The organism is Williamsia sp. CHRR-6 (assembly GCF_018474015.1).
Taxonomy (GTDB): Bacteria; Actinomycetota; Actinomycetes; order Mycobacteriales; family Mycobacteriaceae; genus Williamsia_A.
Genome location: NZ_JAHCSG010000004.1, coordinates 242007 through 266623, shown reverse-complemented (window position 1 = coordinate 266623; position 24617 = coordinate 242007). Strand labels below are relative to the sequence as shown.

At 67.8% G+C, this 24617-nt stretch carries 28 protein-coding genes; 13 read left to right on the top strand and 15 right to left on the bottom strand.

All coding sequences use genetic code 11. The features are described 5' to 3' along the window. Positions 1-3 precede the first annotated feature (3 nt). Entirely contained in the window at positions 4-1077 is a 1074-nt protein-coding gene (locus tag KIK15_RS12735) for a winged helix DNA-binding domain-containing protein (protein WP_214245020.1), read from the top strand. A gap of 73 nt (positions 1078-1150) precedes the next feature. Here KIK15_RS12735 and KIK15_RS12730 read toward each other — a convergent pair whose 3' ends face one another. The 5 genes from KIK15_RS12730 to KIK15_RS12710 form a co-directional block, all read right to left on the bottom strand. Then, entirely contained in the window at positions 1151-1891 is a 741-nt protein-coding gene (locus KIK15_RS12730) for an alpha/beta fold hydrolase (RefSeq protein WP_214245018.1), read from the bottom strand. Next, the gene (locus tag KIK15_RS12725) at positions 1888-2625 is read right to left on the bottom strand and encodes a VOC family protein (RefSeq protein ID WP_214245298.1); all 738 of its coding nucleotides are present in this window, start codon (positions 2623-2625) and stop codon (positions 1888-1890) included. The genes KIK15_RS12730 and KIK15_RS12725 overlap by 4 nt, the downstream gene beginning before the upstream one ends. Next, positions 2625-3404 carry a maleylpyruvate isomerase family mycothiol-dependent enzyme gene (locus KIK15_RS12720; RefSeq protein WP_214245016.1) on the bottom strand — a complete coding sequence of 260 codons (780 nt, stop codon included), beginning with the start codon at positions 3402-3404 and terminating at the stop codon, positions 2625-2627. Before KIK15_RS12720 ends, KIK15_RS12725 begins: the two co-directional genes overlap by 1 nt. 15 nt (positions 3405-3419) lie before the next feature. Next, entirely contained in the window at positions 3420-4223 is an 804-nt protein-coding gene (locus KIK15_RS12715; RefSeq protein ID WP_214245014.1) for an SPFH domain-containing protein, read from the bottom strand. A gap of 111 nt (positions 4224-4334) precedes the next feature. Beyond that, the gene (locus KIK15_RS12710; protein ID WP_214245297.1) at positions 4335-5258 is read right to left on the bottom strand and encodes a TIGR03560 family F420-dependent LLM class oxidoreductase; all 924 of its coding nucleotides are present in this window, start codon (positions 5256-5258) and stop codon (positions 4335-4337) included. Between the two features lie 31 nt (positions 5259-5289). Between KIK15_RS12710 and KIK15_RS12705 the strand changes: the two genes are divergently transcribed. The 4 genes from KIK15_RS12705 to KIK15_RS12690 all read left to right on the top strand — a co-directional run bounded on the left by KIK15_RS12705 (position 5290) and on the right by KIK15_RS12690 (position 9181). Beyond that, the gene (locus KIK15_RS12705) at positions 5290-6141 is read left to right on the top strand and encodes a S49 family peptidase (RefSeq protein WP_250324576.1); all 852 of its coding nucleotides are present in this window, start codon (positions 5290-5292) and stop codon (positions 6139-6141) included. Between the two features lie 492 nt (positions 6142-6633). Then, positions 6634-7416 carry a DUF4328 domain-containing protein gene (locus tag KIK15_RS18435; protein WP_214245012.1) on the top strand — a complete coding sequence of 261 codons (783 nt, stop codon included), beginning with the start codon at positions 6634-6636 and terminating at the stop codon, positions 7414-7416. Next, positions 7416-8213: a glycerophosphodiester phosphodiesterase gene (locus KIK15_RS12695; protein ID WP_214245010.1), complete on the top strand. Its 798-nt coding sequence runs from the start codon at positions 7416-7418 to the stop codon at positions 8211-8213. Before KIK15_RS18435 ends, KIK15_RS12695 begins: the two co-directional genes overlap by 1 nt. A 26-nt stretch (positions 8214-8239) precedes the next feature. Beyond that, positions 8240-9181: a DUF5926 family protein gene (locus tag KIK15_RS12690; protein WP_214245008.1), complete on the top strand. Its 942-nt coding sequence runs from the start codon at positions 8240-8242 to the stop codon at positions 9179-9181. 33 nt (positions 9182-9214) lie between these two features. Here the strand turns inward: KIK15_RS12690 and KIK15_RS12685 are convergent, their stop codons facing one another. From KIK15_RS12685 to KIK15_RS12665, 5 genes are all read right to left on the bottom strand, one after another. Beyond that, positions 9215-9769 carry a ferritin gene (locus tag KIK15_RS12685; RefSeq protein ID WP_214245006.1) on the bottom strand — a complete coding sequence of 185 codons (555 nt, stop codon included), beginning with the start codon at positions 9767-9769 and terminating at the stop codon, positions 9215-9217. 65 nt (positions 9770-9834) lie between these two features. After that, a complete protein-coding gene (locus KIK15_RS12680; protein ID WP_214245004.1) occupies positions 9835-11139 on the bottom strand; it encodes an LCP family protein in 1305 nt (434 codons plus the stop codon). Positions 11140-11194: 55 nt separating this feature from the next. After that, a complete protein-coding gene (locus KIK15_RS12675; RefSeq protein WP_374222855.1) occupies positions 11195-12016 on the bottom strand; it encodes a CPBP family intramembrane glutamic endopeptidase in 822 nt (273 codons plus the stop codon). A gap of 22 nt (positions 12017-12038) precedes the next feature. Further along, the gene (locus KIK15_RS12670) at positions 12039-12521 is read right to left on the bottom strand and encodes a DinB family protein (protein WP_214245000.1); all 483 of its coding nucleotides are present in this window, start codon (positions 12519-12521) and stop codon (positions 12039-12041) included. An 83-nt stretch (positions 12522-12604) separates the two neighbouring features. Next, a complete protein-coding gene (locus KIK15_RS12665) occupies positions 12605-13360 on the bottom strand; it encodes a DUF2470 domain-containing protein (RefSeq protein WP_214244998.1) in 756 nt (251 codons plus the stop codon). A 96-nt stretch (positions 13361-13456) separates the two neighbouring features. Here KIK15_RS12665 and pheA point away from each other — a divergent pair, with 96 nt between their 5' ends. Together pheA and KIK15_RS12655 are read left to right on the top strand one after the other, a co-directional pair. Further along, complete coding sequence (gene pheA / locus KIK15_RS12660; RefSeq protein ID WP_214244996.1) at positions 13457-14386, top strand: prephenate dehydratase; 930 nt, start codon at positions 13457-13459, stop codon at positions 14384-14386. After that, positions 14386-15039 (top strand): histidine phosphatase family protein, encoded by a 654-nt coding sequence (locus tag KIK15_RS12655; protein WP_214244994.1) that lies wholly within the window; start codon positions 14386-14388, stop codon positions 15037-15039. Before pheA ends, KIK15_RS12655 begins: the two co-directional genes overlap by 1 nt. Before the next feature lie 3 nt (positions 15040-15042). Here the strand turns inward: KIK15_RS12655 and KIK15_RS12650 are convergent, their stop codons facing one another. After that, entirely contained in the window at positions 15043-15393 is a 351-nt protein-coding gene (locus KIK15_RS12650) for a metallopeptidase family protein (protein WP_214244992.1), read from the bottom strand. A gap of 6 nt (positions 15394-15399) precedes the next feature. Beyond that, positions 15400-16656 (bottom strand): septum formation family protein, encoded by a 1257-nt coding sequence (locus KIK15_RS12645; protein ID WP_214244990.1) that lies wholly within the window; start codon positions 16654-16656, stop codon positions 15400-15402. Between the two features lie 49 nt (positions 16657-16705). Between KIK15_RS12645 and serS the strand changes: the two genes are divergently transcribed. Continuing rightward, positions 16706-17956: a serine--tRNA ligase gene (gene serS / locus KIK15_RS12640; RefSeq protein WP_214244989.1), complete on the top strand. Its 1251-nt coding sequence runs from the start codon at positions 16706-16708 to the stop codon at positions 17954-17956. 41 nt (positions 17957-17997) lie between these two features. After that, the gene (locus tag KIK15_RS12635) at positions 17998-18915 is read left to right on the top strand and encodes a hypothetical protein (RefSeq protein ID WP_214244987.1); all 918 of its coding nucleotides are present in this window, start codon (positions 17998-18000) and stop codon (positions 18913-18915) included. On the opposite strand, the gene KIK15_RS12630 is transcribed toward KIK15_RS12635, so the two are convergent. After that, positions 18908-20581 carry an HNH endonuclease signature motif containing protein gene (locus KIK15_RS12630; RefSeq protein WP_214244985.1) on the bottom strand — a complete coding sequence of 558 codons (1674 nt, stop codon included), beginning with the start codon at positions 20579-20581 and terminating at the stop codon, positions 18908-18910. The two genes, KIK15_RS12635 and KIK15_RS12630, sit on opposite strands and share 8 nt — an antisense overlap. A 92-nt stretch (positions 20582-20673) precedes the next feature. Here KIK15_RS12630 and KIK15_RS12625 point away from each other — a divergent pair, with 92 nt between their 5' ends. The 4 genes from KIK15_RS12625 (at position 20674) to KIK15_RS12610 (ending at position 23643) form a co-directional block, all read left to right on the top strand. Further along, positions 20674-20820 (top strand): alpha/beta fold hydrolase, encoded by a 147-nt coding sequence (locus KIK15_RS12625; RefSeq protein ID WP_214244983.1) that lies wholly within the window; start codon positions 20674-20676, stop codon positions 20818-20820. Positions 20821-20895: 75 nt separating this feature from the next. Further along, positions 20896-21630 (top strand): response regulator transcription factor, encoded by a 735-nt coding sequence (locus KIK15_RS12620; RefSeq protein ID WP_214244981.1) that lies wholly within the window; start codon positions 20896-20898, stop codon positions 21628-21630. After that, the gene (locus KIK15_RS18775) at positions 21627-22949 is read left to right on the top strand and encodes a HAMP domain-containing sensor histidine kinase (protein ID WP_214244979.1); all 1323 of its coding nucleotides are present in this window, start codon (positions 21627-21629) and stop codon (positions 22947-22949) included. The genes KIK15_RS12620 and KIK15_RS18775 overlap by 4 nt, the downstream gene beginning before the upstream one ends. A gap of 106 nt (positions 22950-23055) precedes the next feature. Next, positions 23056-23643 (top strand): SgcJ/EcaC family oxidoreductase, encoded by a 588-nt coding sequence (locus KIK15_RS12610; RefSeq protein ID WP_214244977.1) that lies wholly within the window; start codon positions 23056-23058, stop codon positions 23641-23643. A gap of 15 nt (positions 23644-23658) precedes the next feature. Here KIK15_RS12610 and KIK15_RS12605 read toward each other — a convergent pair whose 3' ends face one another. Both KIK15_RS12605 and KIK15_RS12600 read right to left on the bottom strand, forming a co-directional pair. Then, positions 23659-24024, bottom strand: coding sequence for a VOC family protein (locus KIK15_RS12605; protein ID WP_214244976.1), 366 nt, complete (start codon positions 24022-24024; stop codon positions 23659-23661). Positions 24025-24289: 265 nt separating this feature from the next. After that, positions 24290-24532: a hypothetical protein gene (locus KIK15_RS12600; protein WP_214244974.1), complete on the bottom strand. Its 243-nt coding sequence runs from the start codon at positions 24530-24532 to the stop codon at positions 24290-24292. Between the last annotated feature and the right edge of the window lie 85 nt (positions 24533-24617).

The window sequence follows — 24617 nt, the reverse complement described above, 5'->3', positions numbered from 1 at the left end:
GTGATGAGCAGCCAGATCACACGTGGGCAGTGGAACCGTACGCTGCTGGCCCGCCAGCACCTTCTGACGCGCATCGACGAGGACGTCGTCGAGGTGCTCGACCGCACCGTCGGCATGCAGTCGCAGGAGCCGCGCGCGGCGTTCTTCGGGCTGTTCGCGCGCATCGAGGATTTCGACCCGGCCGACCTCGACGCGTTGATGCTCGAACGTGAGGTGGTGCGGATGGCGTTGCTGCGCGCCACCGTGTGGCTGATGGACACCCAGGACGCCCGGTGGGTGCGGGAGGTGGCGCGGACCAGCCTGGACCGGGAGTTGGCGCTGCACAGCCGCAAGCTGGTCGCGGCCTCGGCGCAGGCGGTGGCCGAGATGGCCCGAGAAGCTCTGCGGGACAACCCGTTGTCCACCAAGCACCTCGGTGAGCACCTGGCGGCGCGGTGGCCCGACGAGTCGCCGTCGACCCTGGTGAGCGTCGCGCGCTGCGCGGTGCCGTTGGTACAGGTGCCGCCACGTGGACTGTGGGACGGGCACGGGGCCACCACGTATGCGGTGTTCGACGACTGGGTGGGGCCCGGGGAGCCTGCGGTGACCGGCGAGGAGGCGCTGGCCGACCTGATTCGGCTGTACCTGCGTGGCTTTGGGCCCGCAACCATCGGGGGTATCCAGAAGTGGTGCGGTCGAACCGGTCTGGGGCCGCTGGTGCGAAAGATGGAGCAGGACTGGGAGTTGTGCACCTACGTTGGCCCCGAGGGTGAGGAGCTGTTCGACCTCGACGGTCTGGAGCTGGCCGCCGGCGACGAACCCGCGCCCGTGCGGCTGCTGGCCCCCTACGACAACATCGTGGTGTCGCAGGCTGATCGGCGGCGGGTCATCGACGACGACGTGTTCGAGAAGTTGAAGTCTCCCAACGGCCGTCAGCCCGGATATGTGCTGGTCGATGGCCGGGTGGTGGGTGCGTGGACGGTGGCGGGCGACGGCAGGGTGTCGGTCACCGAGCTGGCCGCCGTCACCGCCGGCCAGCGCGCCGAGATCGCGGCCGAGGCGCAACACCTGACCATCGCAGCGTCGACTGGGTGGTAACCGGCGTCGACTGGGCGGTAACTGGCGTCGACTGGGCGGAAACCGGCGTCGACTGGGCGGAAACTGGCGTCGACTACAGCGAGCGGATGAACCCGAGCAGGGCGGCGTTCATCTGGCGGGGAAACTCCTGGGCGAACAGGTGGCCTGCGTTGTCGTAGGTGTGCACACCGCGCAACGCCGGCATCACCGACCGCATGGCGCCCATGGACTGCACCCCGGCCAGCGCGACACCCTGATCATGCTCGCCGTCGAGGAAGTAGGCGGGCGTCGGGAGCTCAGCGGGGCCGTCGAGGTGTCCGACGGTCAGATCCAGCCAGGCCCGGGCCTCGGCGAAACCGGTTGCGGTGTAGGCGTTGACGAACACCGCGAGCTCCGCATCCGACATCGGGATGGTGTCGGCGCAGAGCGTGATGAGGCTCTCGCGCAGATACGCCGACACCGATGCGGCCTGCCCCGGGTCACGCAGGAGCCGTCCTACCGACGGAATCGGTTGTGGCGTAATCAGATACGGCATCGACATGAGCATCAGGCCGGAGACCCGCTCGGGGTGACGGCGCGCCGACGCCACCGCCAGCGCCGACCCGATGTCGTGGCCGACGAGGACCGCGTCGTCGATGGCGTGCTCGTCGAGCAGCGTGCTCAGCCAGTCGATCAGCGCCGGCCACGACAGGTCGCCCGGCGGCAATGGGGTGGTGCCGTGACCGGGCAGATCGGGCGCGTGAACTTCGAAACCGTGCTCGCGCAATGCCTTCACCTGGTACCGCCAGGAGAACCCGAGCCCCAGGTGTCCGTGCAGCAACACCACCGACGTCACGTGGGGAGTTCTCCGGTTCGCGGGTTGCGGGCGGTGATGCAGTACGGCCGCCCGGTCGGATCGGCCATCACCGTCCAGTGATCGTGGTGGGCCACCACCTCGGCACCCCAGTCCGCATGGCGGTTCACCTCTTCCTGCGGGTGAGTGCTGGCCAGATCGACATGCGCCCCGATCACGCCGTAGCCGATGCGCTGCAACAGGATCCGCAAGGGAATGTGGTCAGGCCTGATCAGATGTCGGTAGGTGGTGCCCGCACTGATCGGCCATCCGGTGAGTTCGGTCCAGAAGGTGCACTCGCGCTCGTAGGCGCGGGCCGGCACGTCGATGCAGACCTGGTCGATGATGCTGATGGTGTCGCCGGGCCACCGGATGGGTCGCGACCTGGTGGTCTGCCCCTGCCAGGGCACCAGGCAGAACACGAACCCGCCCGGTGAGCGCAGCAGGGTGAGCCCGTCGGACACCGAGACCAGCTCGGCACCAACGGATTGCGCGTGCCGGGCGGTGGCTCCCAGGTCGATGACGTGCAGGTCGAGATGCACACCTCCGGGACCGGAATCGACGCGCTGCACCCGTAGGTGCGGATCGCCGTTGAACGGTTCCAGCGAGGCGAACTGCTTCTTGTCGCCACGCGGTGGGGAGATGGTGCTGCCCGCTATGGCCCGCCAGAACGTGACCTCGTCACCGAACTCGTCGGCAGGGAAGTCGAGAAACGCGGTCAGCCAGCGGATCTCGATCATCGGCGACCCCGCCGGATCTGGTGCCGCTCGCGCCACAACAGCAGCGGGGTGGCCGACCCGGAGATGGTGATGGACTCGCCACGGTTCCACAGGGCGAGGTAGAGCTCGGCCGCCGAACCGGACCAGGTGACTTCGGGGTCGGCTGTGTCCATCCGCTCGCAGGTGAGCGCATCTGCGGTGACGTACAGGGTCCAGCGAGCCGGGATGTCGGCTGCTGCCACCAGGATTCGGTACGGCACATCGGTGAACAGTTTGGATCGGCCCAGCGGCGCCATCGCGTAGAGCAGTTCGTCGAGACCGTCGGCGGCGAACTGCGGTGTGATCGCCAGGTCTGCGGCCATCGGATAGCCGCCCCGCACCGCCGACATCGCGTCGGCGGCGTGGATCACGGTCTCGTGGGCCTGTCGGCGCGCCCAGAACATCAGCGGTGTCAATCCGGTGGCGGGCAGGAAGATCGGCGCCTCGATCTCAGGGTCGACTGCATCGAGGGTCTCCACCAGCCCGTTCGACCCGACACTCAGCCACTCCGCGAGGCCTGCGGCCGGGATGGTCTCGAGCACCGATTCTTCGTTGACGAAGGGCGCTTCGGTGGCCAACAACTGCGACTGCGCCCAGCGATGGACCATCCCCATGTGCGCCAGCAGGTGCGCCATGGTCCAGTCCGGGCAGGTCGGCACCCGTGCATCGAGTCCGGTGGCGCCGGCGGCGGTGATGATCTGCCCGGTGGCCTGGCGAATGGACTGCAGATACGGGTCCAAGGTCAGGGAGACACTCATGCCCCAAGTCTTACATCACACGTGGACGTGGCCGTTCGACGCCGCTCCGGCGTGCTGCTCTCGGGTGAGGAACGTGCCCAACTCGGCGATCGTGCTCATCAGCGGCGCCGGGAAGATCACCGTGGTGTTCTTCTCCACCCCGATCTCCACCAGGGTCTGCAGGTTGCGTAGCTGCAGTGCGATCGGGTGGGCAGCCATCGTGTCGGCAGCCTGGCCCAGGGCTGCAGCCGCCATCGCCTCGCCTTCGGCGGCGATGATCTTGGCGCGCTTCTCCCGCTCGGCCTCGGCCTGACGCGCCATGGCGCGCTGCATGCTGACCGGCAACTGGATGTCCTTGAGCTCCACCAGCGTCACCTCCACACCCCACTCCAGGGTGGTGACGTCGAGGATGGTGCGGATGTCGGAGTTGATGGCGTCGGTGTCGCTCAACGCCTCGTCAAGTGCGTGTTTGCCGACCACCTTGCGCAGGGTGGTCTGGGCGATCTGGTCGATGGCGATGCGGATGTTCTCGATGGCGACCACCGATTTCACCGCATCGACGATGCGGAAGTAGGCGACCGCGGAGATGTCCACGCTGACGTTGTCGCGGGTGATGATGCCCTGGGACTGGATGGGCATGGTGACCACCCGCATCGACACCCGCACCAGCCGGTCGACCACGGGGATGATGAAGGTCAGACCCGGCTGACGGACGTCGACCACCCGACCGAAGCGCATCAACACCCCGCGCTCGTACTGGGTGACCACGCGAATCGACGCGGCCAGCAGCAGTGCGATGACGATGAGAACGATTACCACGACGACTACGAATGCAGTCATGACGAGCCTCCGGCTGCACCCCCATCGATCTGGTGGGGGTGTTCGTCTCTCAGGCTCCGCGTGCGGCGGTGGTGCTCGACAGGGTCCAAAGACCCCGGTTGGCCTGAGCCGCTACAGCTGCGGCAGGACCTTTGATCCGACCAGCTCGATGTGGTCGAGGTCGGCCAGGTCGACCACCTGCAGGTAGATGCGACTGGCGCCCACCTCGGCGAAGCGGCCGATCTTGTCCACCAACTCGGCGGGGCTGCCGGTGAGACCGCTGGCCCGCAGCTCGGCCACGTCACGGCCGATGGCCTCGGCGCGGCGAGCCACACTCGCCTCGTCCACGCCGCAGCACAGCACCTGGGCCGCCGAATGGGTGATGGGCGCCCGACGATCCACCCCCACGCAGGCCGCCTCCACCCGGCGGAACAACGGTGCGCTGTCCTCGGGGGTGGCCCAGGGGACGTTGAACTCGGAGGCGTAGCGGGCGGCGAGTGCGGGGGTGCGCTTCTTGCCACCGCCACCGATGATGATCGGCGGGCCGGGCTGCTGGATGGGTTTGGGTAGTGCGGGCGAGTCGGACAACTGAAAGTGCTTGCCGTCGAACGCGAATCGGTCACCGACCGGGGTGGACCACAGTCCGGTGACCACGGCCAGGTATTCCTCGAGTCGGTCGAACCGGCCCCCGAGGGAGGGGAACGGGATGCCGTAGGCGGTGTGTTCGGCCTCGAACCAGCCCGCACCGATCCCGAACTCCACGCGTCCGCCCGACATCGCGTCCACCCCGGCCACCGAGATGGCGGTGGGGCCGGGCAGCCGGAAGGTGGCCGAGGTGACCAGGGTGCCCAGCCGGATGCTGGAGGTCTCCCGCGCCAAACCCGCCAGCGTGATCCAGGCGTCGCCAGGTCCAGGACCGTCACCGGCGTGCATGGCCAGGTAGTGATCGGACCGGAAGAAGCCGGTGAAGCCGGCGGCCTCGGCGGTACGGGCCACTGCGAGCAGCTCGTCATAGGTTGCGCCTAGCCGGGGTTCGGTGAACACGCATATCTCCATGACCTCCAGCATGCCCTTCTACAGTGGGGCCATGGCTTCGGTATCGACACGTTTGCACCGTCTGTTCGGTAAAGCAGGTAAGGATCGGGTCGCGGTGGTGCGCCTAGAAGGCGTGATCGGTGCGGTCGGGATGGGTCGCGGCGGGCTGACCGGGCACGGTCTCGAGCCGGTGCTCAAGCAGGCGTTCACCGGCGATCGGGTGAAAGCCGTGGTGCTGGTCATCAATTCGCCGGGAGGCTCACCCGCGCAGTCGGAGTACATCGCCGAACGCATCCGTCAGCTCGCCTCGGAGAACGGGGTGCGGGTGTTGGCTTTCTGTGAGGACGTGGCCGCATCCGGTGGGTATTGGATCGCGTGTGCCGCCGACGAGATCTTCGCTGCCAAGACCTCGATGGTCGGATCGATCGGGGTGGTGTCCTCGGGGTTCGGTGCCACCGAGCTGATCGGGAAGGTGGGCCTGGAGCGCCGCGTCTACACCGCCGGTGCCAACAAGTCGCGCCTGGACGTGTTCAGCCCGGAGTCACCCGAGGACGTGGCGTGGCTGGCGGAGTTGCAGGGCGATCTGCACGGCGCGTTCATCGGGTGGGTCAAGCAGCGCCGCGGAGCCAAGCTGAGCGGTACCGACGACGAACTGTTCAACGGCGATGTGTGGATCGGACGCAAAGCGCTGGGCGTCGGGTTGGTCGATGGCGTCGGGGTGTTGCGTTCGGTGATCGCCGAGCGTTATCCCGATGCCGAGGTCGATGTCATCGCGCCACCCAAACCATTGCTCGCGCGTATCACCGGCGGCCAGTTGGAGATGTCAGCGGTGATGGACGGCGTCATGTCCGGCGCATTGTCGGCGCTGGACAAGCGCGGTCGGTGGTCCTCGCTCGGCCTGTGAGCAACCGGTTCGCCCCGTCGAATCCATCCACAGGTACGCCCTGATAGTGCTGGCACCGGCCGTACACGGGCAGTCTCAACCTGTGGATGAGGCTGTGGAAACTGTGGACAACGTAGCCCGTTCGGACGATACGAGTGAGTTGCATCACAGCAAATTGTGGGTTTGTCCCCGGAATTACTCGAGATCGTGAATTCGATTACGGATAGGCAGACGAACAATTCTCGCCTTTCACCTGTGGACAACTTGTGGATCACCCGACGCTCCACCAGTCGCCACACCGTCGTGCCACCATGGACTCGTGCCGAGTCCGCAGGAGGGATCGAAGCGTTGATGGATTTCTGTCCGCGATGCCGGATCGAGGCGCCGCACGATCCTCGTCGCACCGGCTGTCCGCGGTGCAGCGGTCGACTGCAGGTGGTGCCCGAGGCCGCTGGCGCACCGTGGCCGCCGCGACCGGTCGCCGTCCCGGCGTCGGCACCCCGGGTGCGGTGGGTGGCCTCTCGTCCCCCCGAGGCGCGCGCGCCCCGCGCCACCCCCGGGCAGACGACTCGGCGACGACCCACCCCGCGCTACGCCACCATCCCGCGCTGGGGTCTGCGCGATGCGGTGGCCCCGGCCGAGGCCGACGGCACCGCGAAGAAGTCCGTGTTCGAGTCCCTGGGGGAATCACTGCACCACCTACTGCTGGTGACCGCCGCGGTGCTCGGCGTGGCCGCAGTCGCGCAGATGGGTGTCTACGCACTGCTGGTGATCAATCGGTCGCATCCGATCGACGAGACCGTCGCCGTCATGTCGTATCTGTTCACCTGGCTCACCGGTGGCCTGTCGGTGGCCGTGGTGGTGCTCACCGCGGTTGCCTTCGTCTCGTGGCTGCATCGCGCCCGGGCGAAGGCCTATGCCGCCGCTGATCGGGTGGATCCGCGGCCGCTGTGGCAACTGCTGGCCGGCACTCTCGTCCCGGGTGCCACCATCGTGTTCCCGGCGCTGTTCATCCACGAGCTGGCCGCGCTGGGCCATCACCTGCCTGCCGACCGGGTGGATCGGGTGCTGCGGTTGTGGTGGGCGAGTTGGGCGGGGCTCAACGCGTTCGGCGTCGTCATCCTTCTCATCCGACTGCGCGCCGAGTCGGTGCAGTGGGGTGCCAATGCGGTGTTGTTCACCGTGATCTGCAACCTGCTGGGCGCAGCCTTCGCCGTGGTGTCGATCCGATTGCTGCGCAACGGCTTCGACGCCGAGGCCCGGCCCGAGCCGGTCACCCGCTGGTTGGCCGCGTGATGGCGCAGGATCCGGGCGACATCCGCCGACCGGGTCGGCCCGCGGTGGTCGCACACCGCGGCGCCTCGGCTGACCGCCCCGAACACACCATCGGCGCCTACGAACTCGCGCTGGCCCAGGGCGCCGAAGGCCTCGAATGCGATGTGCGCCTGACCCGCGACCGCCGGCTGGTGTGCATCCACGACCGCACCGTCGACCGCACCTCGTCGGGCACTGGCGTGGTGAGCGAGATGACGCTGGCACAGTTGCAGGAGTTGGACTTCGGCAGCTGGCATCCCCACGGGCGTCCGGCGACGGTGCTGACGTTGGCCGAGCTGATCACCCTCACCCTCGACCACGACCGACCGGCGCGGTTGTTCATCGAGACCAAACATCCGGTGCGCTACGGCGGGCAGGTCGAGGACCTGGTGCTCGAGGAACTGAAGCGGTTCAAGGTGGCCTCGCCGCCGTCGGTGGACCACAGTCGCGCCGTGGTGATCTCGTTCTCGACGGTGGGTATGTGGCGGATCCGGCGCCAGGCCCCGATGCTGCCCACGGTCCTGCTGGGGGACGCGGCCACCCTCTTGCGGGGTGTCGCAGCCACCTCGGTGGGGGCGACCGCAGTGGGGCCGTCGATCGCCATGCTGCGTGATCGTCCCGAGATCGCCACGCGCGCAGCGATGTCGGGCCGCGCCACCTACTGTTGGACGGTTGACGAGCGCACCGACGTCACCCACTGCGCCCGCTACGGGGTGGACTTCGTGGCCACCAACCATCCCGACCGGGTGCTGCGATGGTTGGAGTCGACGCCGAGCTGAGTCGGCCGGTCGGTAGGTTGTGACCCATGGCCAAGAAGAGCAAACGCGGATCAGGTCCCCGCCCGGGTAGCAACCGGGCCGAGCGGGTGGCGGCGCGCAAGCTGCGCCAGGCCCAGTCCGCAGCCCCCGCAGCGCGTCCGTTCGACGGGCTGGCCGCCGAGTGTGACCTGGTGGCGCTGCGCGCGTTCGTCGCCTCGGCCACCGTGGCCATCACCCCCGCCGGTGACGGGGTGGGCACCAACGCGGTCTCGCTGGCCACCATTTTGCCGGGCGCGGTGCAGGCCCTGACCCGGGAGAACGGCGATGTCGTCGAGGGTCTGGTCGCGCTGCAGACCGAGTTCAACGCCGCCGACGTGCCCGGGGAGATCGCGGCCGCGCTGCGCTGGGCGTCCAACGCTGCCGCCGGAGCCCCCTACACCCAGCAGACCGACGACGACGTCCTCGACACCAGCTCGGGCACCGACGATCTGGTCGCAACGGTGGGCGCCGACACCGTCCTCGACATCACCACCCACGAGGACTTCTCGTGGTGGTTCGCCCCCGGTGCTCAGCTGAGCCCAGAGATCGAGGCGATGGTGGCCCAGGCGTCGGAGTCGATCATGCCCACCGCGCGGCTGCAGGCCGATCTCGGTGGTGCACCGTGGTGGGTGGACGCCGGTGAACGTGCCCACATCCGTTGGGTGCGAGGCGAATCCGAGGACGACGTGATGACGGCGTTAGCTCGGTTGCATGCGGCCGGCAAGCTGACGATGGGTGATGGGTCGCGCTTTGCCGGATCATTCCGCACCCACGGTCTGCTGGTGCCGGTGTTCGACCTGGACAACGAGCGACACCACGAGGAGTGGGTGGGCCCGGCGCAACGCTTTGAGGCAGACCTGCTCGAGGCGTTGGCACAGACCGGCGAGTTGACCGCCGAGCAGCGCCGCTCCCGCGACGGCATCCGCAGCCGTCAGGTCACTCTGCGCTGAACTCCAGCGCCCATGGGTGGGCGTGAGGTGTAGTCAGAGGTTGCCGCCGGCCGCAGGTGGAGCGGTGGGGTCGGCGGCCTCGGGACCGTTGAGCTCGCGCTCGACGAAGGTCTCCAGGTCGAACAGATTGCCGTTGCAGCGTTGCGCCACGGTGTCGAGGGTGGTCATCACCGACACCTCCTCGACCTGCTCCTTGAGGAACCACTGCATGAACTGCTCGCCGAGGTAGTCACCCGAGTCGCGCGCGGTGGTGGCCAGCGCGACGATCTGGTCGGTGACGGTGTTCTCCTGTGCCAGCGCGAGTTTGATGGGTGCGCGGTAGTCGGCGAAGGAGGTCTGCGGGGCCGGGATGCCGGGGATCTCCACCGGCAGATCGCGGTCGAGGAAGTACTGCACGATCATCATCGCGTGGTTGCGCTCCTCGACAGCCTGGGCGTAGAAGTGACGAGCCAACTGCGGCATGTCGGCGTCGTCGTAGTACAGCGCCAGTGCGATGTACTGCTGGGAGGCAGCGAACTCGTTGCCGATCTGGGCGTGCAGCAGGTCGTGGAAGCGGTTGGTCTCACCGGCACGGTTCGATGCAGTCATGCGGGTAAGGCTAACCTTACCTCGCGTGTTTGTCCAGGTCACCCGAGAGGTGTTCGCGCTCAGCCTCAGCCTGCGATGGCGCCGCCGGTGTTGCTGATCAGGTCGGCCGGTACCTGCTGATCACGCGCGAGGTATCCGAAGAACCGGGTGGTGTCGTCGCTGACCGCCAACGCGTTGCCGTCGTCGGTGTCCTCGGGCCCGCCGGTGGGCGTGGTGGTGGTGATCGGTGAACTGCGTAGTGCCCACGCCAACCCGGCCAGGTGCCACAGATGATCGCCCTTGTCGACGGTCAACGACCGCACCGCGCCGTTGGCGAACGGGATGGATGCGAACGGGTTGAGCACCGTGCCGGGGCTGGCGGCCTTCTTCATCAACGCGGACAGAAACTTTCGCTGGTTGACCACGCGTTCGAGGTCGGCGTTGGCAAACGCGCGGGTACGCACGAGGCCCAGGCTCTGCTTGCCGTTCAACGTCTGACATCCCGCGCGTAGCCGGATGCCTGCCTTCGGGTCGTTCACCGGTTGATCGAGGCAGATCCTCACCCCTCCCACGGCGTCGACGAGGGTGTCGAACCCGCCGAACCCGATCTCGGCGTAGTGGTCGATGTGGATGCCGGTGGTGGTCTCCACGGTGCGTACCAGCAGCGACGGGCCCCCGAACGCGAAGGCGGCGTTGATCTTGTGCGGTCCCTGGCCGGGAATGGTGACATACAGATCGCGTGGGATGCTGACCATCGTCGCGCGCCCGTTCTCGGGGATGTGCACCAGCATGATGGTGTCGGTGCGGCTGCCCGCGCTGTCGCCGGTGGACAGCTGTGCCTTCTGGGCCGCCGACAGTCCTTCGCGCGAATCCGAACCCACCAGAAGCCAATTGGTGCCTGGGGTGTCGCCGATCCGGCCGGGGTAGGAGGTGAGGGCGGCGACGCGGGTGAGTTTGCCGTCGTAGTAGAACACCAGTCCTACCGCGGCGACGACGAACACCACCAACAGCACCAGCAGGGTGCGACCCAGCCGGAATCGGCGGCGTCGACGGCTGGGAGCCGCGCTGGGAGGGTCGCCGTCGCCGATACGCGGTGGGCCACCGGCCCGACGTTCGCGGTGGGCGTCGAACGGTCGATCGATGGTGGGGTCGCGGCGGAAGCCGTCGGGGCGAGCGCGGACGGGAATCGGTTCGGGCGTCTGTGGTGGGGCATACCCGAGGTTGCGTGGTGTCACCGGGCGCGGATCGGGGGCCTGCGACCAGGCCTGCGGCGGGCGGTAGGCAGGAGCAGGAGCGGGGCCGGGCGCGCGGCGCGCCCGGGGCGGGACCCTCCCCGGTGGGGCGGGGTTCGGGCGACGCCGGATGAACGGGTCCTGCTCATTCACGCCCATGACTGTACGTATCGCAGCTGAGAACGCCTCGCCTGTCGGTTTCTCGGGCGCAAGCTCAGGTCAGCCAGGTCAGGTGGTCACGCAGCAGCGCGTACCCCACGAACGCCACCGTGTCGATCAATGCGTGACCGATCACCAACGGCCAGGTGCGGCGCGTGAGCTGGAAGAACCGGCCGTACACCAGGCCCATCACCACGTTGCCCAGGCCACCACCTAGGCCCTGATACAGGTGGTAGCTGCCGCGCAGCAGCGCCGAGGCCAGCAACGACCGGTTCTCCGACCAGCCGAGTTGGCGTAGCCGGGTGATCAGGTAGGCCACCACGAGGAACTCTTCGGCCGCCGAGTTGCCGATCGCGGAGACCACCAGCATCGGTAGCCGCCACCAGGTCTCGGTGAGGTCGCTGGGCAGCACCTGGGCGTTGAAGTTCAGCGCCCGCGCCACCAGGTACAGCCCGAGCCCCGGGATGCCGATACCGGCGGCCAGGCCCGCGCCCCACGCCAGGTCGATGCGGGTGGGTCGGCGGGTGATGCCCGCGCGGTGCAGCGCCACGCCGCTGCGGTAGACGAGATACACCGCCAACGCAGCGATGGCGAACAACCGGGTGGCCGAGAGCAACTGGCGCGCCAGGTCGATGTACTCGTTGGCCGAGGTGCTCTGGTTGAGGGCGACGGTCTGCCCGCCGATGCCGCCGGGTCGCAACGCGTCCTCCAGCAGCGACAGTGCCGAGGAGGCGCCCGACAGCCCGAAGGTGAGCGTCAGGACGATGGCGATCTCGATGCCGATAGCGCGGCGCCGGACGGGGTCGGTCACCACCTCGATGCCGACGGGCCGCGGTGGGCGCAGCAGCGTGTGGATCCGATCGGTCACCGCCGCCAGCGTAGTCACGCGCCGCGCTGCGTCAGCCCATGGTGCGGGCGCCGTCGATCGATTCGCGGATGATGTCGGCGTGTCCGGCGTGCTGGGCTGTCTCGGCCAGCACATGCACCACCATGCGCCGCACCGACCACGACGCGCCCGGTTGGAACCAGGGTGCGCTGGGCAGCGGGTGCGCCACGTCGAGATCGGCGTGGGCGAGGAATTCCTCGGTCGCGGCGGCCACCTCGTCGTATCGGGCGAGCAGCGTGGCGACGGTGTCGGTGTCGCGCAACAGGAATCGGGTGTCCTCACCGCTTGACTCCCCGCCCCCGGACATGGACCCGGTGCGGGCGAAGGTGATCCACTGCTCCTCGGTGTCGGCGACGTGTTTGACCAGCGAGGCCAGCGTCAACACGCTCACCGTGGGGGTGGCGCGCGCGGCGTCTTCGCCGATGTCGCGCAGGGTCTGGCGCAGGAAGCGGCGATGGGTCGCCAGGGCATCGATCAGCTCGTCGTGTTCCCTCATGCCTGCGACAGTAGATCCGAGTGAGAACCCCTGGGCCGGAACAGTTCGGGGTCGAACAGATGGGCCAGAACAGGCGGCCGGGCTCAGGTGGGGAACGGGCAGCCGGCGAGTGTGCGCAGGGCGTGGGAGAGTTGCGCGATGTCGTCGACGGGTCGGTCGAAGGACAGGCGGACGTCGGTGGCCGGATCGTGCACCCGTAGCCGAATGCCGTGTCGATCCAGTCCCAGTGGCCGCACATCACCGTCGCGCAGGTGGGCGGGCAGGCGCATGGCCAGCCGGTCGATGATGTCGGTGTGGTGGGTGTCGAGGTGGGTCAGCCACTGCGCCTCGTAGGCCCAGAACGGATCCGGCGTGGCGCGGGTCAGCTGATCGACCGACACCGCGGCCGCCCCCGAGCCGGTGGCGATCACTGCACCGCTGAGTTGCAGTCGCAGCATCGACCACCCGTGGCCCAGGTCCAGCAACTCGTCGGCGGGATGCTCGGCGGCGATCTCCACGGCGAGGTCGCGCTCGAGATCGCTGGGTACCGGGTGTAGTTCCCCGTTCAGCCAGACCAGCGACCGCGCCCGCTCCGCCAACGCCACCGGCGCCAAGTCGGTCACCTCCACCATCGCCGGCACGCCGGAGGCGTCGGCGAGGAGGGCGGCCACGGCGGCACCAAAGCTCTCGACCAGTAGGAATGCTTGGTCGTCGAAGAGGTGGACCATCGACACCGGCGACGGGTCGCCGCCCGCGCGCCCGGTGTTCACCCCCAGCGCCACCATCGCCGCCGATGGGTTCATGCAGGCGGTCGCGATCGCCTCGGCGTCGGTAGGACGTCCGGTCATCGTCTCGGTCATCGATCCTCGCTCTGGGTCCGGCGTGGTGTGGATTAGGTAAACCTAACCTAAAACGAGGTCGCGGGGTCGCGCAAGGGGGTGCATTACGCTGGGTCCGTGCTTGACGTCGCCTATTTCGGTCCGCCCGGGACCTTCACCGAGATGGCGTTGGGCCGTTTGCTCGACTCCCCGCACCGACCGCCTGCGCTGGCCGATGCCGGGACCGGTGCGGTCGAGACCATCCCGCTGGGCAGTCCCGCAGCCGTCATCGCAGCCGTGCGCTCGGGTGCGGTCGGGTTCGGATGCGTCCCGATGGAGAGCTCGGTGGAGGGCTCGGTGCCGGCCACCATGGATGCGTTGGCCACCGGCGAACCGGTGCAGATCTTCGCCGAGACCGTCCTGGACATCTCCTTCACCGTGGCCGCCGTCCGCGCCGGTCAGCCGGTGCAGACCATCGCCGCCTATCCGGTGGCCGCCGGGCAGGCCCGCGAATCGATCGAGCAGCTCTACCCGCAGGCCCACGTGATCCCCGCTGCCTCGAATGCGGCTGCGGCACAGGATGTTGCGCAGGGACGCGCCGATGCCGCCCTGACCACTGCGCTGGCCGCGTCGCTGCACGGGTTGACCACCCTGGCCGACGGCGTGGCCGACATGGCAGGTGCCACAACGCGTTTCGTGCTGCTGGGAACCCCAGCCCCACTGCCCGCCCGCACCGGCAACGACCGCACCTCGATGGTGCTCGACCTGCCCAACCGGCCGGCGTCGTTGGTGCGCGCGATGAACGAGTTCGCCATGCGCTCAGTCGATCTCACCCGCATCGAGTCGCGACCTCGGCGAGATCGGGCCGGCTACTACTATTTCTTCCTCGATGCCGCCGGTCACCTCGACGACGAGGCGATGGCTCAGGCGTTGGCGGCCGTGCACGCCTACGCCGATCGCGTCACCTTCCTCGGCTCGTGGCCGGCCGATCGGGACAACGGGGCCACCCCGCCGGACAGCTCGGCGGCGTCGGGGTGGATCGAGCAACTCCGACGAGGGGAACGCTGATGGGCACCCTGCACCTGGTCCGACACGGACAGACCATCTCCAACGTGATGGGTCGACTCGACACCCGACTGCCGGGTGCGGGGCTCACCGATTTCGGTGCGCGCCAAGCAGTCCGCTTCGCGTTGGAACGTCCCGACGCGACCCCGGCGGCGCTGTTCTCCTCGCAGGCGTTGCGCGCCCAGCAGACCGCCGGGTTGATCGGATCGGTGTGGCAGCTGCCGGTGACCACGGTGCCCGACCTGCATGAGGTACAGGTCGGCGACCTCGAGGACGCCCACGACCCCGAGTCGGTGCGCGCGTTCCGGGATCTCGTGAACACCTGGTATACGGGTGATTCCGCGATCGCATTCGCCGGCGGCGAGAGCCTGGACGACCTGCTGTCGCGCTACGTGCCGATCATCGAGTCGTTGCGGATGGCGCACCTCGACGACCCCGACTCGGCAGACATCTACGTGGTCTCACATGGCGCGGCGATCAGGCTGGCCGCGGCGCATCTGGCCGAGGTGGATCGCGACTTCGCGATGGCCAACGGCCTGCCCAACACCGGATCGATCGAACTGGCCTGGCGCGACGGGGCGTGGGAGTGCGTGAACTGGGGTGGGCAGGTGCCCGCGGCCAAAGGTCGCGCCACCGCTGTCGACCCGATGGGCTGAGGCTCAGCCCCAGCCGTGGCGATGCAGCCAGTCGTCGTCGATGCCGAAGTGGTGGGCCACCTCGTGCACCACGGTCACCGCCACCTCGTGCACCAGCTCGGCGCGATCACGGCACATCGCCAGCAGTGGCTCGCGGTAGATGGTGATCGTGTCGGGCAGGTAACCGCCGTAGGTGGTGTCGCGGTGGGTCAACGCCACCCCCTCGTAGAGACCCAGCAGGTCGGGTTCCTCGGGGTGGTGGTCGGCCACCAGGATCACCACGTTGCTCATCGCGTCGGTCAGATCGCCGGGAATGGTGTCCAGTGCGTCGGCCACCAGGTCCTCGAACTCCCGCTCACCCATCGTCACCGGCATCGTTGCTCAGCCCTCCGGGGCCGGTACCTCGGTCGGGTTGGGTTGCAGGCCGGGGGCCAACGGCACCGGCGTGGGCAGCAAGCGACCCGGTGGTTCGGCCGGCGGTGGCACCGGTTTGCGTCCGTTGATCAGCAGGTCGCCCTTGGCGTCACCGGTCAGCGTCGCGAAGCCGGGACCGTCGGGTAGGGCGACAAAGCAGACCACCGTGCGACTGCCCGCCGCCCAGCCCGCCTGGCTGATGGTGGACCACTGCACGTTGAGGGTGGTCTTGGCGAAGTTGGGTTGACCGCCGAAGTAGCTGTTGGTGATGGTGGGGCAGGTGGTGGCCAGAAAGGCGTTCTGGTCGCGCTCCGGCGGCCAGGGACGCCCCGAGGCGGGGGCCCCGAACTTGACGCCCAACCGCACCAGCCCGGTCACCTGGAAGGCGTGCTGTTCGGCACAGGCGACGGTGTCGGTGGGCTGGCGGGTGGTGAGGTCGATGCCCACGCAGGTTCCCACCGGCCACTGCAACGCCTGGTCGAGGTCGGCGACCCGGCCGAGAAACGGTTGCAGCCGTCCGCGAGCGTCAGACAGTTGCAGCCCGCACCGCATAGCCCGTTCCCCGGCGTCCCACTGGATGCGGGAGGGGTAGAGCAAGCCGATGGAGAAGCGACCCTTGGGGTCGTAGCGTCCGCCGAGATACGCGGTGACCGGGGCCGGACAGAACTGATCTTTGATGGCGATGAAGCGTTCCCGGGTGGGCCACGCTGCCTTGGCGTCGAACTCGACCGGGGGCAGCAGCCTGGGGTCGAGGTCGTGGGCCACCTCGAAATAGTGTTGGCCGCCGCAGCCGATCTTGCTCGGTTTGCCCGGATCGTCGGGTGGCCAGGTGAGGCAGTCGCCGGGAACCGACTGGTTGAAGTCGTTCTTCGCCGGGCCGCGATCGTCGGCGCCGATCGCGGTCTTGCTGACTTGGCCGGAGTCGGAGAACCCTCCCGAGGCCACCACGATGCCGCCGCAGATCAGGGCCCCGATGACCACCGCACCCAGGACGGTGCGCAGCGGATGCGCGCGCACCCGATGCCAGCGGTCGGGACGGCCGACCGCGGCGCCGGCGTCTGGCCCGGTCGGGGCCGGCTGGGTCTGATCTGGCCCGGTCTGATCTGGCTGGGTCTGATCTCGCCCGGTCTGATCGGGCTGGGTCTGATCGGGCTGGGTCTGATCGGGCTCGGTCTGATCCGGCGCGGTCGGATCCGGCTCGGGAGGCGTGGTGGGTGAGGACATCGGAAACCATGATGCCTGGTGGACGCAGGCACCAGTAGGGTCCTATCTCGTGATCGACCTCAAGATCGTCCGCGATGATCCCGAACTCGTCCGTACCTCGCAGCGCAAGCGGGGCGATGATCCTGCGCTGGTGGATGCGTTGCTGGCCGCCGACCAAGCACGTCGGTCTGCAGTTGCCGAGGCCGACGCGTTGCGGGCCGAGCAGAAGTCGCTGGGCAAGCTGGTCGGCAAGGCCGACCCCGACGAGAAGCCGGCGCTGCTGGCCCGCGGCAAGGAGTTGGCCGAGCGGGTCAAGGCCGCAGTGGCGTCGGCGAACGAGGCCGATGCCGCATTCACCACCGCGCACCGTTCGATCGGCAACATCGTCGCCGACGAGGTGCCCGCCGGTGGTGAGGACGACTTCATCGTGCTCGAACACGTCGGGGAGCCGCGGGCGATCGCCGCGCCGAAGGATCACCTCGAGATCGGTGAGTCGCTGGGGCTGCTCGACATGGAGCGTGGCGCCAAGGTGTCGGGGTCGCGGTTCTACTTCCTCACCGGTCACGGTGCGTTGCTGCAGTTGGCATTGCTGCAGTTGGCCACTCGTCTGGCCGTGGCCAACGGGTTCACCCTGATGATCCCGCCGGTGTTGGTGCGCCCAGAGGTGATGGAGGGCACCGGGTTCCTCGGTGCGCATCGCGACGAGGTGTACCACCTGCCCGCCGACGACCTGTACCTCGTCGGCACATCGGAGGTTCCGATGGCGGGCTACCACATGGACGAGATCCTCGACCTGAGTGACGGTCCCAAGCGGTACGCGGGCTGGTCGAGCTGCTTTCGGCGTGAGGCGGGCAGCTACGGCAAGGACACCCGGGGGATCATCCGCGTCCACCAGTTCGACAAGGTGGAGGCGTTCGTCTACTGCACGCCCGCCGACGCTGCCGCCGAGCACCAGCGACTCCTCAACTGGGAGAAGGAGATGCTGGCTGCCATCGATGTTCCCTACCGAGTGATCGAGACTGCAGCCGGGGACCTCGGGTCGTCTGCTGCGCGCAAGTTCGACTGTGAGGCTTGGGTTCCCACGCAACAGACATATCGCGAGCTCACCTCCACGTCGAACTGCACCACCTTCCAGGCCCGCCGACTGTCGGTGCGATACCGCGACGAGAACGGCAAACCGCAGACCGCAGCCACCCTCAACGGCACCCTGGCCACCACTCGCTGGATCGTGGCCATCCTGGAGAACCACCAGCAGACCGACGGCACTGTGAAGCTGCCTGAGGCGCTGGCCGTGCAGATGGGTACCGATCTGTTGCAGTGAGCCGCCTGGGGTGCGGCTCGCGGAGGAGGTGAGGTGAACCGATGATCGTCGGAGTGGTGTTCGCTCTGTTCGCCAGCCTGGCCTACGGCGTCTCCTCGGTGCTGCAGGCCTACGGCGCGCGGCGCTCGCACGCCGCGGCGGCTGCACGCGGCGATGTTCGTCTGGAAACCCGCACGGGCGCACCGACATTGCGGGCCACCCTGCTGGCCATGCTGACGGTGTACTTCATCGTGGGAACCGTGTTGGACGTGGTCGGGTTCGCCGGCAGCGCGGTGTCGGCACGGTTGGCGCCGCTGTTCCTGTCGCAGACCATCGTCAGTGCCAACCTGATAGTCACGGCGTTGCTGGGGACGGTGGTGTTGGGTATCCGGCTGCACCCGCGGGACTGGCTGGCCATCGGGGTGGTGATCGCGGCGTTGTGCGCGCTGGGGTTTTCGGCGGAGGAGAACCCGCGCGAGTCTGAGGGCGGTGCGTTCCACTGGGCGCTGTTGGTGATCACCGCGGTGGTGTTGGTGGTCTCGGTGATCCTGGTGCGCTACTTGGGTTCTCGTGCGGCGATCGCAGCCGGTTTGAGTGCAGGCGCTCTGTTCGGCGCAGTGGCCATCTCGGTGCGGGTGCTCGACGGGGTGTCGCCGTTCGATCTCGTTGTGTTGCTGAGTGATCCGGCTGCGTACGCGTTGGCGTTGGCCGGCGCAGGCGGCTTCTACCTGCACACCGTTGCGCTGCAACTGGGTTCGGTCAACGGTGCCACCGCCGCGCTGGTCGTCGGTGAGACGGTGGTGCCCGGCGTGATCGGAGTGTTGATGCTCGGTGACCGCACTCTGCCGGGCCTCGGTTGGCTGGCCGTACTCGGGTTTGTTGCCGCGGTGATCGGTGCGGTGGCCGTGGCGTGGTCGGGTGCGGTGGAGGCAGCTTCGCAGAGCGAGACCGGAGTCCAGCTCGGCGCCACTCTCAGCTGACTGATGTTGTGTTCCACCGCAGGTCGATGGTGCGCGCCGGCTGGGCCGGTGAGTGCGGATCGGTACATGGGGTCGATCGGATGACCTCCCACAGGATGCGCTCACGGAGGCGGGTGTGATCGTCGACCAGGTCTGGTCGCTCAGGCGCCGGTGGTGGTGACGTGGGTGGTGGTTCCGCCGGTGGTGGTGGTCCCGGTTTCGGGGGCACGCCGAGCATCTCGTCGCGCAGTCGTTCGAGCTCGGCGTGGAAGGTGCGGTCGAGGACATGTCGATCGTTGGGGCGCAACGGCTCTCCGCTGCTGCGTTGGCGCCAGCCGACTCGGCCCCACCACTGGGGTGGGCCGGTGTCGGGTCCGATGACCTCGGTGATCCAGCCGTCGGGTCCGTCGTGGACTAAGGCATGGCAGGCATCGCACGCGCCCGTGAGAGTGGTGATGTCGGTGCGACCACCATTGCGCCACTCGACCATGTGGTGCACGGCGACGCGGCTGAAAGGTGAGTCACACTCGGGTCGTCCGCAGCCGCGCTCGGCGGCGAACAGGGCCAGCCGCTGGTTGATCGTGGCCAGCCGCTGGGTGCGGCCGAGGAACAGCGGTCGGTCGGCGTGATCGAGCAGGGCCAGGAACGGCCGGCTGTCACCGGCGAGGGTCAGCGCGTCGCGGACGGGCAGCGTGCCGCCCGATGCGGTGGTGGCCACGCCGGTCGCCTGCTCGAGTTCGGTCAGGGTCATGGTGACAACGATCTGGGCGGGCATCCCGCGGTGTGAGCCCAATGTCTGTGCTGCCACCGTGGTTTCGAGGAGGCGGCGGAACGCATCGTGTTGGCGCTGTTGTGGGGTGCGGGTGTCTCGGGCGGCGGCGTCGGCCAGGATGGCCGGGTCCACGCCATCTCCAGAACCGGTGGGCGAATCGGGATCGTCAGGGTTGTTGACGCCCGGGCGTGCCCACTTTTCGGCTACGACATCCCACAGGGCACGGGTGGCCGGGTCGAGTTGGCCGGTCAGAGCGGACATGTGGTCGACATCCTGTCGGGACACCGACAACCCGCGGCGACGGTGGCGGTCACGGTCGGCGGTCAATTCGCCGTCCGGGTTGAGATAGGCGACCAGACGTTTGCCGACCGCGGTCAGTTCGTCGATGTCGAGGGTGCGAGCCAGGGTGCCGAGTTGCTTCTCGGCTGCGTGCCACCGTTCGTCGCTGCGAACCGAGGCGGGCAGCAACTGCAGGGTCGAGTGGATGACGCGCAGATGACGTCGCGAGATGTCGCCGTCGCGCAGGGCAGCTGCCGTGGCGGGCAGCGAGGCGGGTGCGAGTTCGCCGGTCATGTCGTGCCAGTGCGCGACCAGTTCAGCATCCTTGACGCGCGCCGATGCTTCCGACTTCGACAGTCGCAGAACCTGACTCAGATGTGCTGACGGCCGCAGACCGATCTTGGCTGCCATCGATCGTTCCCGCATCGCGGCAGTGAGGTCGAGGGTGAGCGCCTCATCGCGCCGGGCCTGCCGTTCGACTCGTTGCGCGGTGGTGACTACCTGAGCGTCGGTCAACGACAGCAACGCACCCGGTTGCAGCAGCCGGTCGGCGATCGCGTCGCGCAGGGCCAGCAAATCATCGACGGACAGGTCTGTGACCTGCACCGATAGCGGATTGGCTGCCCCCGAGCTCATGCTGACATTATAAAAGCGAGGTATGACATTCTCGGTCGGCGTCAGTCCTGGGCAGCTGAGATGAGGTTGGTGGCAGAGGCTTTCGCGACCGGGTGCTGCCGATCGACTCGCCCGCGCAGGAGATCATCACGTTGCTCCCGAGTGCGACCTACGTCGAGATCGAGGGCGGGCCGCACGGTCTGCCGTGGACCCATCACGACGAGGTGAACGCGGCGCTGCTGAACTTCCTGGCCAAGTGATTCGGCCGCAATGCTGCCGCGCACCCGGTCGCAAGCCCCCGATCAGTATTCTGGCCTGGACAAAGGAGTTCGGACATGCGTGTGCTGCTGGTGGAGGACGACCCGGCGATCGCTGAGGCGTTGGTGGATGGGTTGCCGCGCTACGGGTTTGAGGTGACGCATGTGACCACGGCCGCAGAGGCGTTGGCCGGGTTCGACGACGCCGAGGTGGTGCTGCTCGATCTGGGCCTGCCTGATGCAGACGGAATCGAGGTGTGTCGGACCATTCGCGCGACCAGCGATGTGCCGCTGCTCATCATCACCGCGCGGTCGGATGAGGTGGAACGCGTGGTGGGCCTGGAACTCGGTGCCGACGACTACCTGACCAAGCCATTCGGTTTGCGGGAGTTGGTGGCTCGCATCCGGGCTGTGCTACGGCGAACCACCGCGGTGGCGACGCCGGACGCCGATGGTTCGGACGCTGGGCCATCGGGTTCACCGGCGGCGACCACCGGTCCGATCCCAGCGGCCGGCGGAACACAGGTGCAGACCATCGGTCGTCTGCGTATCGACCGGGACGCCCGGCGGGCCTTCGTCGATGACGACGAGGTGAGCCTCACCCCGAAGGAATTCGACCTGCTGGCCACCCTGGCCAGCCGCCCAGGCGTGGTGTTGGGGCGCGAGGACCTGATGAACGAGGTGTGGGATGAACACTGGTTCGGCTCCACCCGCACCCTCGATGTCCACGTCGGGGCGCTGCGGCGCAAGCTCACCGGTGCCCTGGAGATCACCACGGTGCGCGGGGTGGGCTTTCGGGTGGAGCAGCCGTGAGACGGCGCCTGGTCGTCAGCTACCTGTTGTTGGTCGCCGTCGCCCTGACCTTGTTCACCGTTCCGGTGGCCATCAGTTCGTCGAACCTGTTGCGCAGCACCTTGGAGACGAACGTCAAACGTGAAGCGCAGCTGTTTGTTCCGCTGGTCTTGCGTTCCGACAGCGCCGCCGCCACCTCCATCGCCGACCGCACCCGGGACTTCGAGGGGGCGACCGGGGCGAAGGTGCGACTGGTCCGTGTGGGCGATGAGGTGCCGGACGGGCAGGTCGCCCAGGCGCTGGAAGGCAAAGAGCCCAAGGCTGTTTGGGGCAGGAACGCACTGCTACGTGCCGAGGGTGTCAGCGTGGTCATCCCGGTGCGCCAAGACGGCCGCACGGTGGCCGCGGTGCAGATCGTCGCGCCATCTGATGAAGTCGACGATCAGATCGCCGGAATCTGGCAGTTCCGGATCAGTGTCGGTGTGATCGTCCTGATCGCCTCGGGTGCCCTCGCATTCCTGTTGGCGGGCAGTCTCGTTCGGCCGCTGGAGCGTGTGAAGACGGTGGCCCGTCGGCTCGGCGACGGTGAGTGGTCGGCGCGCGCACCCGAAGACGGCCCTGCGGAGATAGCGGAATTGGCCCGCACACTGAACAACAGTGCCGCCACCACCGAGGCACTGCTCGCGTCGCAACGCTCCTTCGTCGCTGACGCCTCACACCAGCTGCGCACTCCGCTGACGTCGATGCGGTTGTCCCTGGACAACATCTCGGATGCGTCCGAAGACCCCGCCATCGTTCGGCAGGTCGCACGGGTGGAGGGCGAGGTGGTGCGGATGCACAAGATGGTCGAAGGACTGTTGGCGTTGGCACGGGCCGAGGTGCCTGCGGCGCCACCCACTCGGATCGACCTGGCCCAGCTGGTCGAGGATCGGCGTGAGGTCTGGCTGCCCGTGCTGACCGAGGCGAACGTCGAATGGGTGACCACGGTGCATGGTTACGGCATGGTGCTGGCCACACCCGGTGCGCTGGAACAGATCTTGGACAATCTGGTCGACAATGCGTTGAAGGTGGTCGAGGCGGGTACCCGTATCGAGGTGGGAGTACACGATGACGGCGACTCGGTGCTGCTGTCGGTCCGCGACCACGGACCGGGACTGAACGAGGAGCAACGTAGTCGCGCCTTCGATCGGTTCTGGCGGGCACGTACATCGGGTGCAGGCAGTGGACTCGGGTTGTCCATTGTGCGTAACTTGTCCGAACGTGATGGTGGCACAGTTGATTTGCAATCTCCCGATGATGGCGGACTGAAAGTCACGATCCGACTTCGCAGATTCTCCTGATTGCCCGATTCTCGGCGAAACGTAAAGATTCCAAGGGTGATTCGTGACGATACCGAGCGAGAAGTTGTCGCTTTCTTGATCATCTGTTGACGCACGCTTCGGCAGCATGGGTGTCGACCGCGGGTCTGCGGTCAACGACAACGATTCGGGAGACTTCATGAACTCGCTCAAGCGCGCCGTCGCCGCAGCCCTCGCCACCGGAGCGGTGCTCGCCGGCATGGCCGGAGTTGCCGCCCCCGCAAGCGCCGCCCCGCACCACGCGCCGGGCAAGCCGGGTGGCTACAAGCAGGGTCCGCTGGCCAGCAAGGCAGAGATCGCGGCCCTGTTCGATCGCTGGAACGCTGCGCTGGCCACCCTCAACCCGGACCGCGTGGCCGACGAGTACGCCCCCGGTGCCATCCTGCTGCCCACGGTCAGCAACACTCCGCGGATCGACCGCGCCGGCATCCGCGCCTACTTCGCCAACGAGTTCCTGCCCAGCAAGCCCCAGGGCAAGATCGTGTCGGAGTACATCGATGTCTACGACTCCAACTCGGCCGGCAACAGCGGCATCTACGACTTCACTCTGACCAACAAGGACGGCTCGAAGTCGGTGGTGCGCGCACGCTTCAGCTTCTTCTACGAGAAGATCAACGGCAAGTGGCTGATCGAGACCCAGCACTCCTCGAAGCTGCCCGAGCCCGAGACCAAGTGATCGCTGCGCCGGATCTCATTCCGGTGCACTGAGACTCAGGACGTTGCCCTCGGGATCGACCAGGTCGCAGAGCACACGCCCGCGATGGACCCATCGGTTTTCCGGTGGGTCCATCGTCGCGTTCAAGGCCGTGGCCAGCGCTGCCGTGGCGTCGAGGTCGACCACCGAGAACCCCACCTTCACAGCGGTGTCCGAACGCCTGGGCGCGGGCGCCGTGGTGGGTGCGGCCTCGGGCGTCTGCACCAGGCTCAGCTCCCACTCGGCTGAACACAGTGTGGCGAAACCTGTTTCGGCATCGACACGGGTGAGCCCGAACATGCGGGAGTAGAAGCTGACCATCTTCTCGAGGTCACCGACATAGATCACGGCTCGCGCAGTCATCTCGTGAAAACAGCCGAGATCGCGCCGGGTGCGTGTACCCCGTCGAGTGGGCGGAAAACCCCGTCGAGTGGGCGGAAAACCCCGTCGAGTGGGCGGAAAAAGCGCCTCCCACTCGACGGCGCTGGTCCACCCACTCGACATGACGCTGCATTGTTCAGTTCTCAAACACGCATCGAGCTGATCGTCAGCCCTGAATCTGCGCGCACGGCAGGCTACGAGTTGGACGCCGACTCCGTCGGAGAGGGTGACGCCGGTCGTAGATCGGTCACCGAATGGCGCTCGTCAACACCGTCGTGAGCGTCGTAAGGGTTGGGCCTTGCTGCAACTCGAGGGCCAGTAGGGCATTGCGAGCCCCGATCGTCAAAGAGACGAGCGCCCAACGGGTGCCGATCTTTCGCTGGTCGAGGACCTCGAGGATGGTTGCGGCGGCCGTGGCAGTCGCCACGGCCACCGCAGTCGCAGTTCCTGTGACGATCACCGGATCTGCATGATCGTCGTCGGGAACCACCGTCAGTGCCCAGGGGTGGGTCACCCCGCGTCTCCGGAACCGCAGAAGAAGCACCTGACCGTGTCTTCGGAATCTGGGTCGGGCT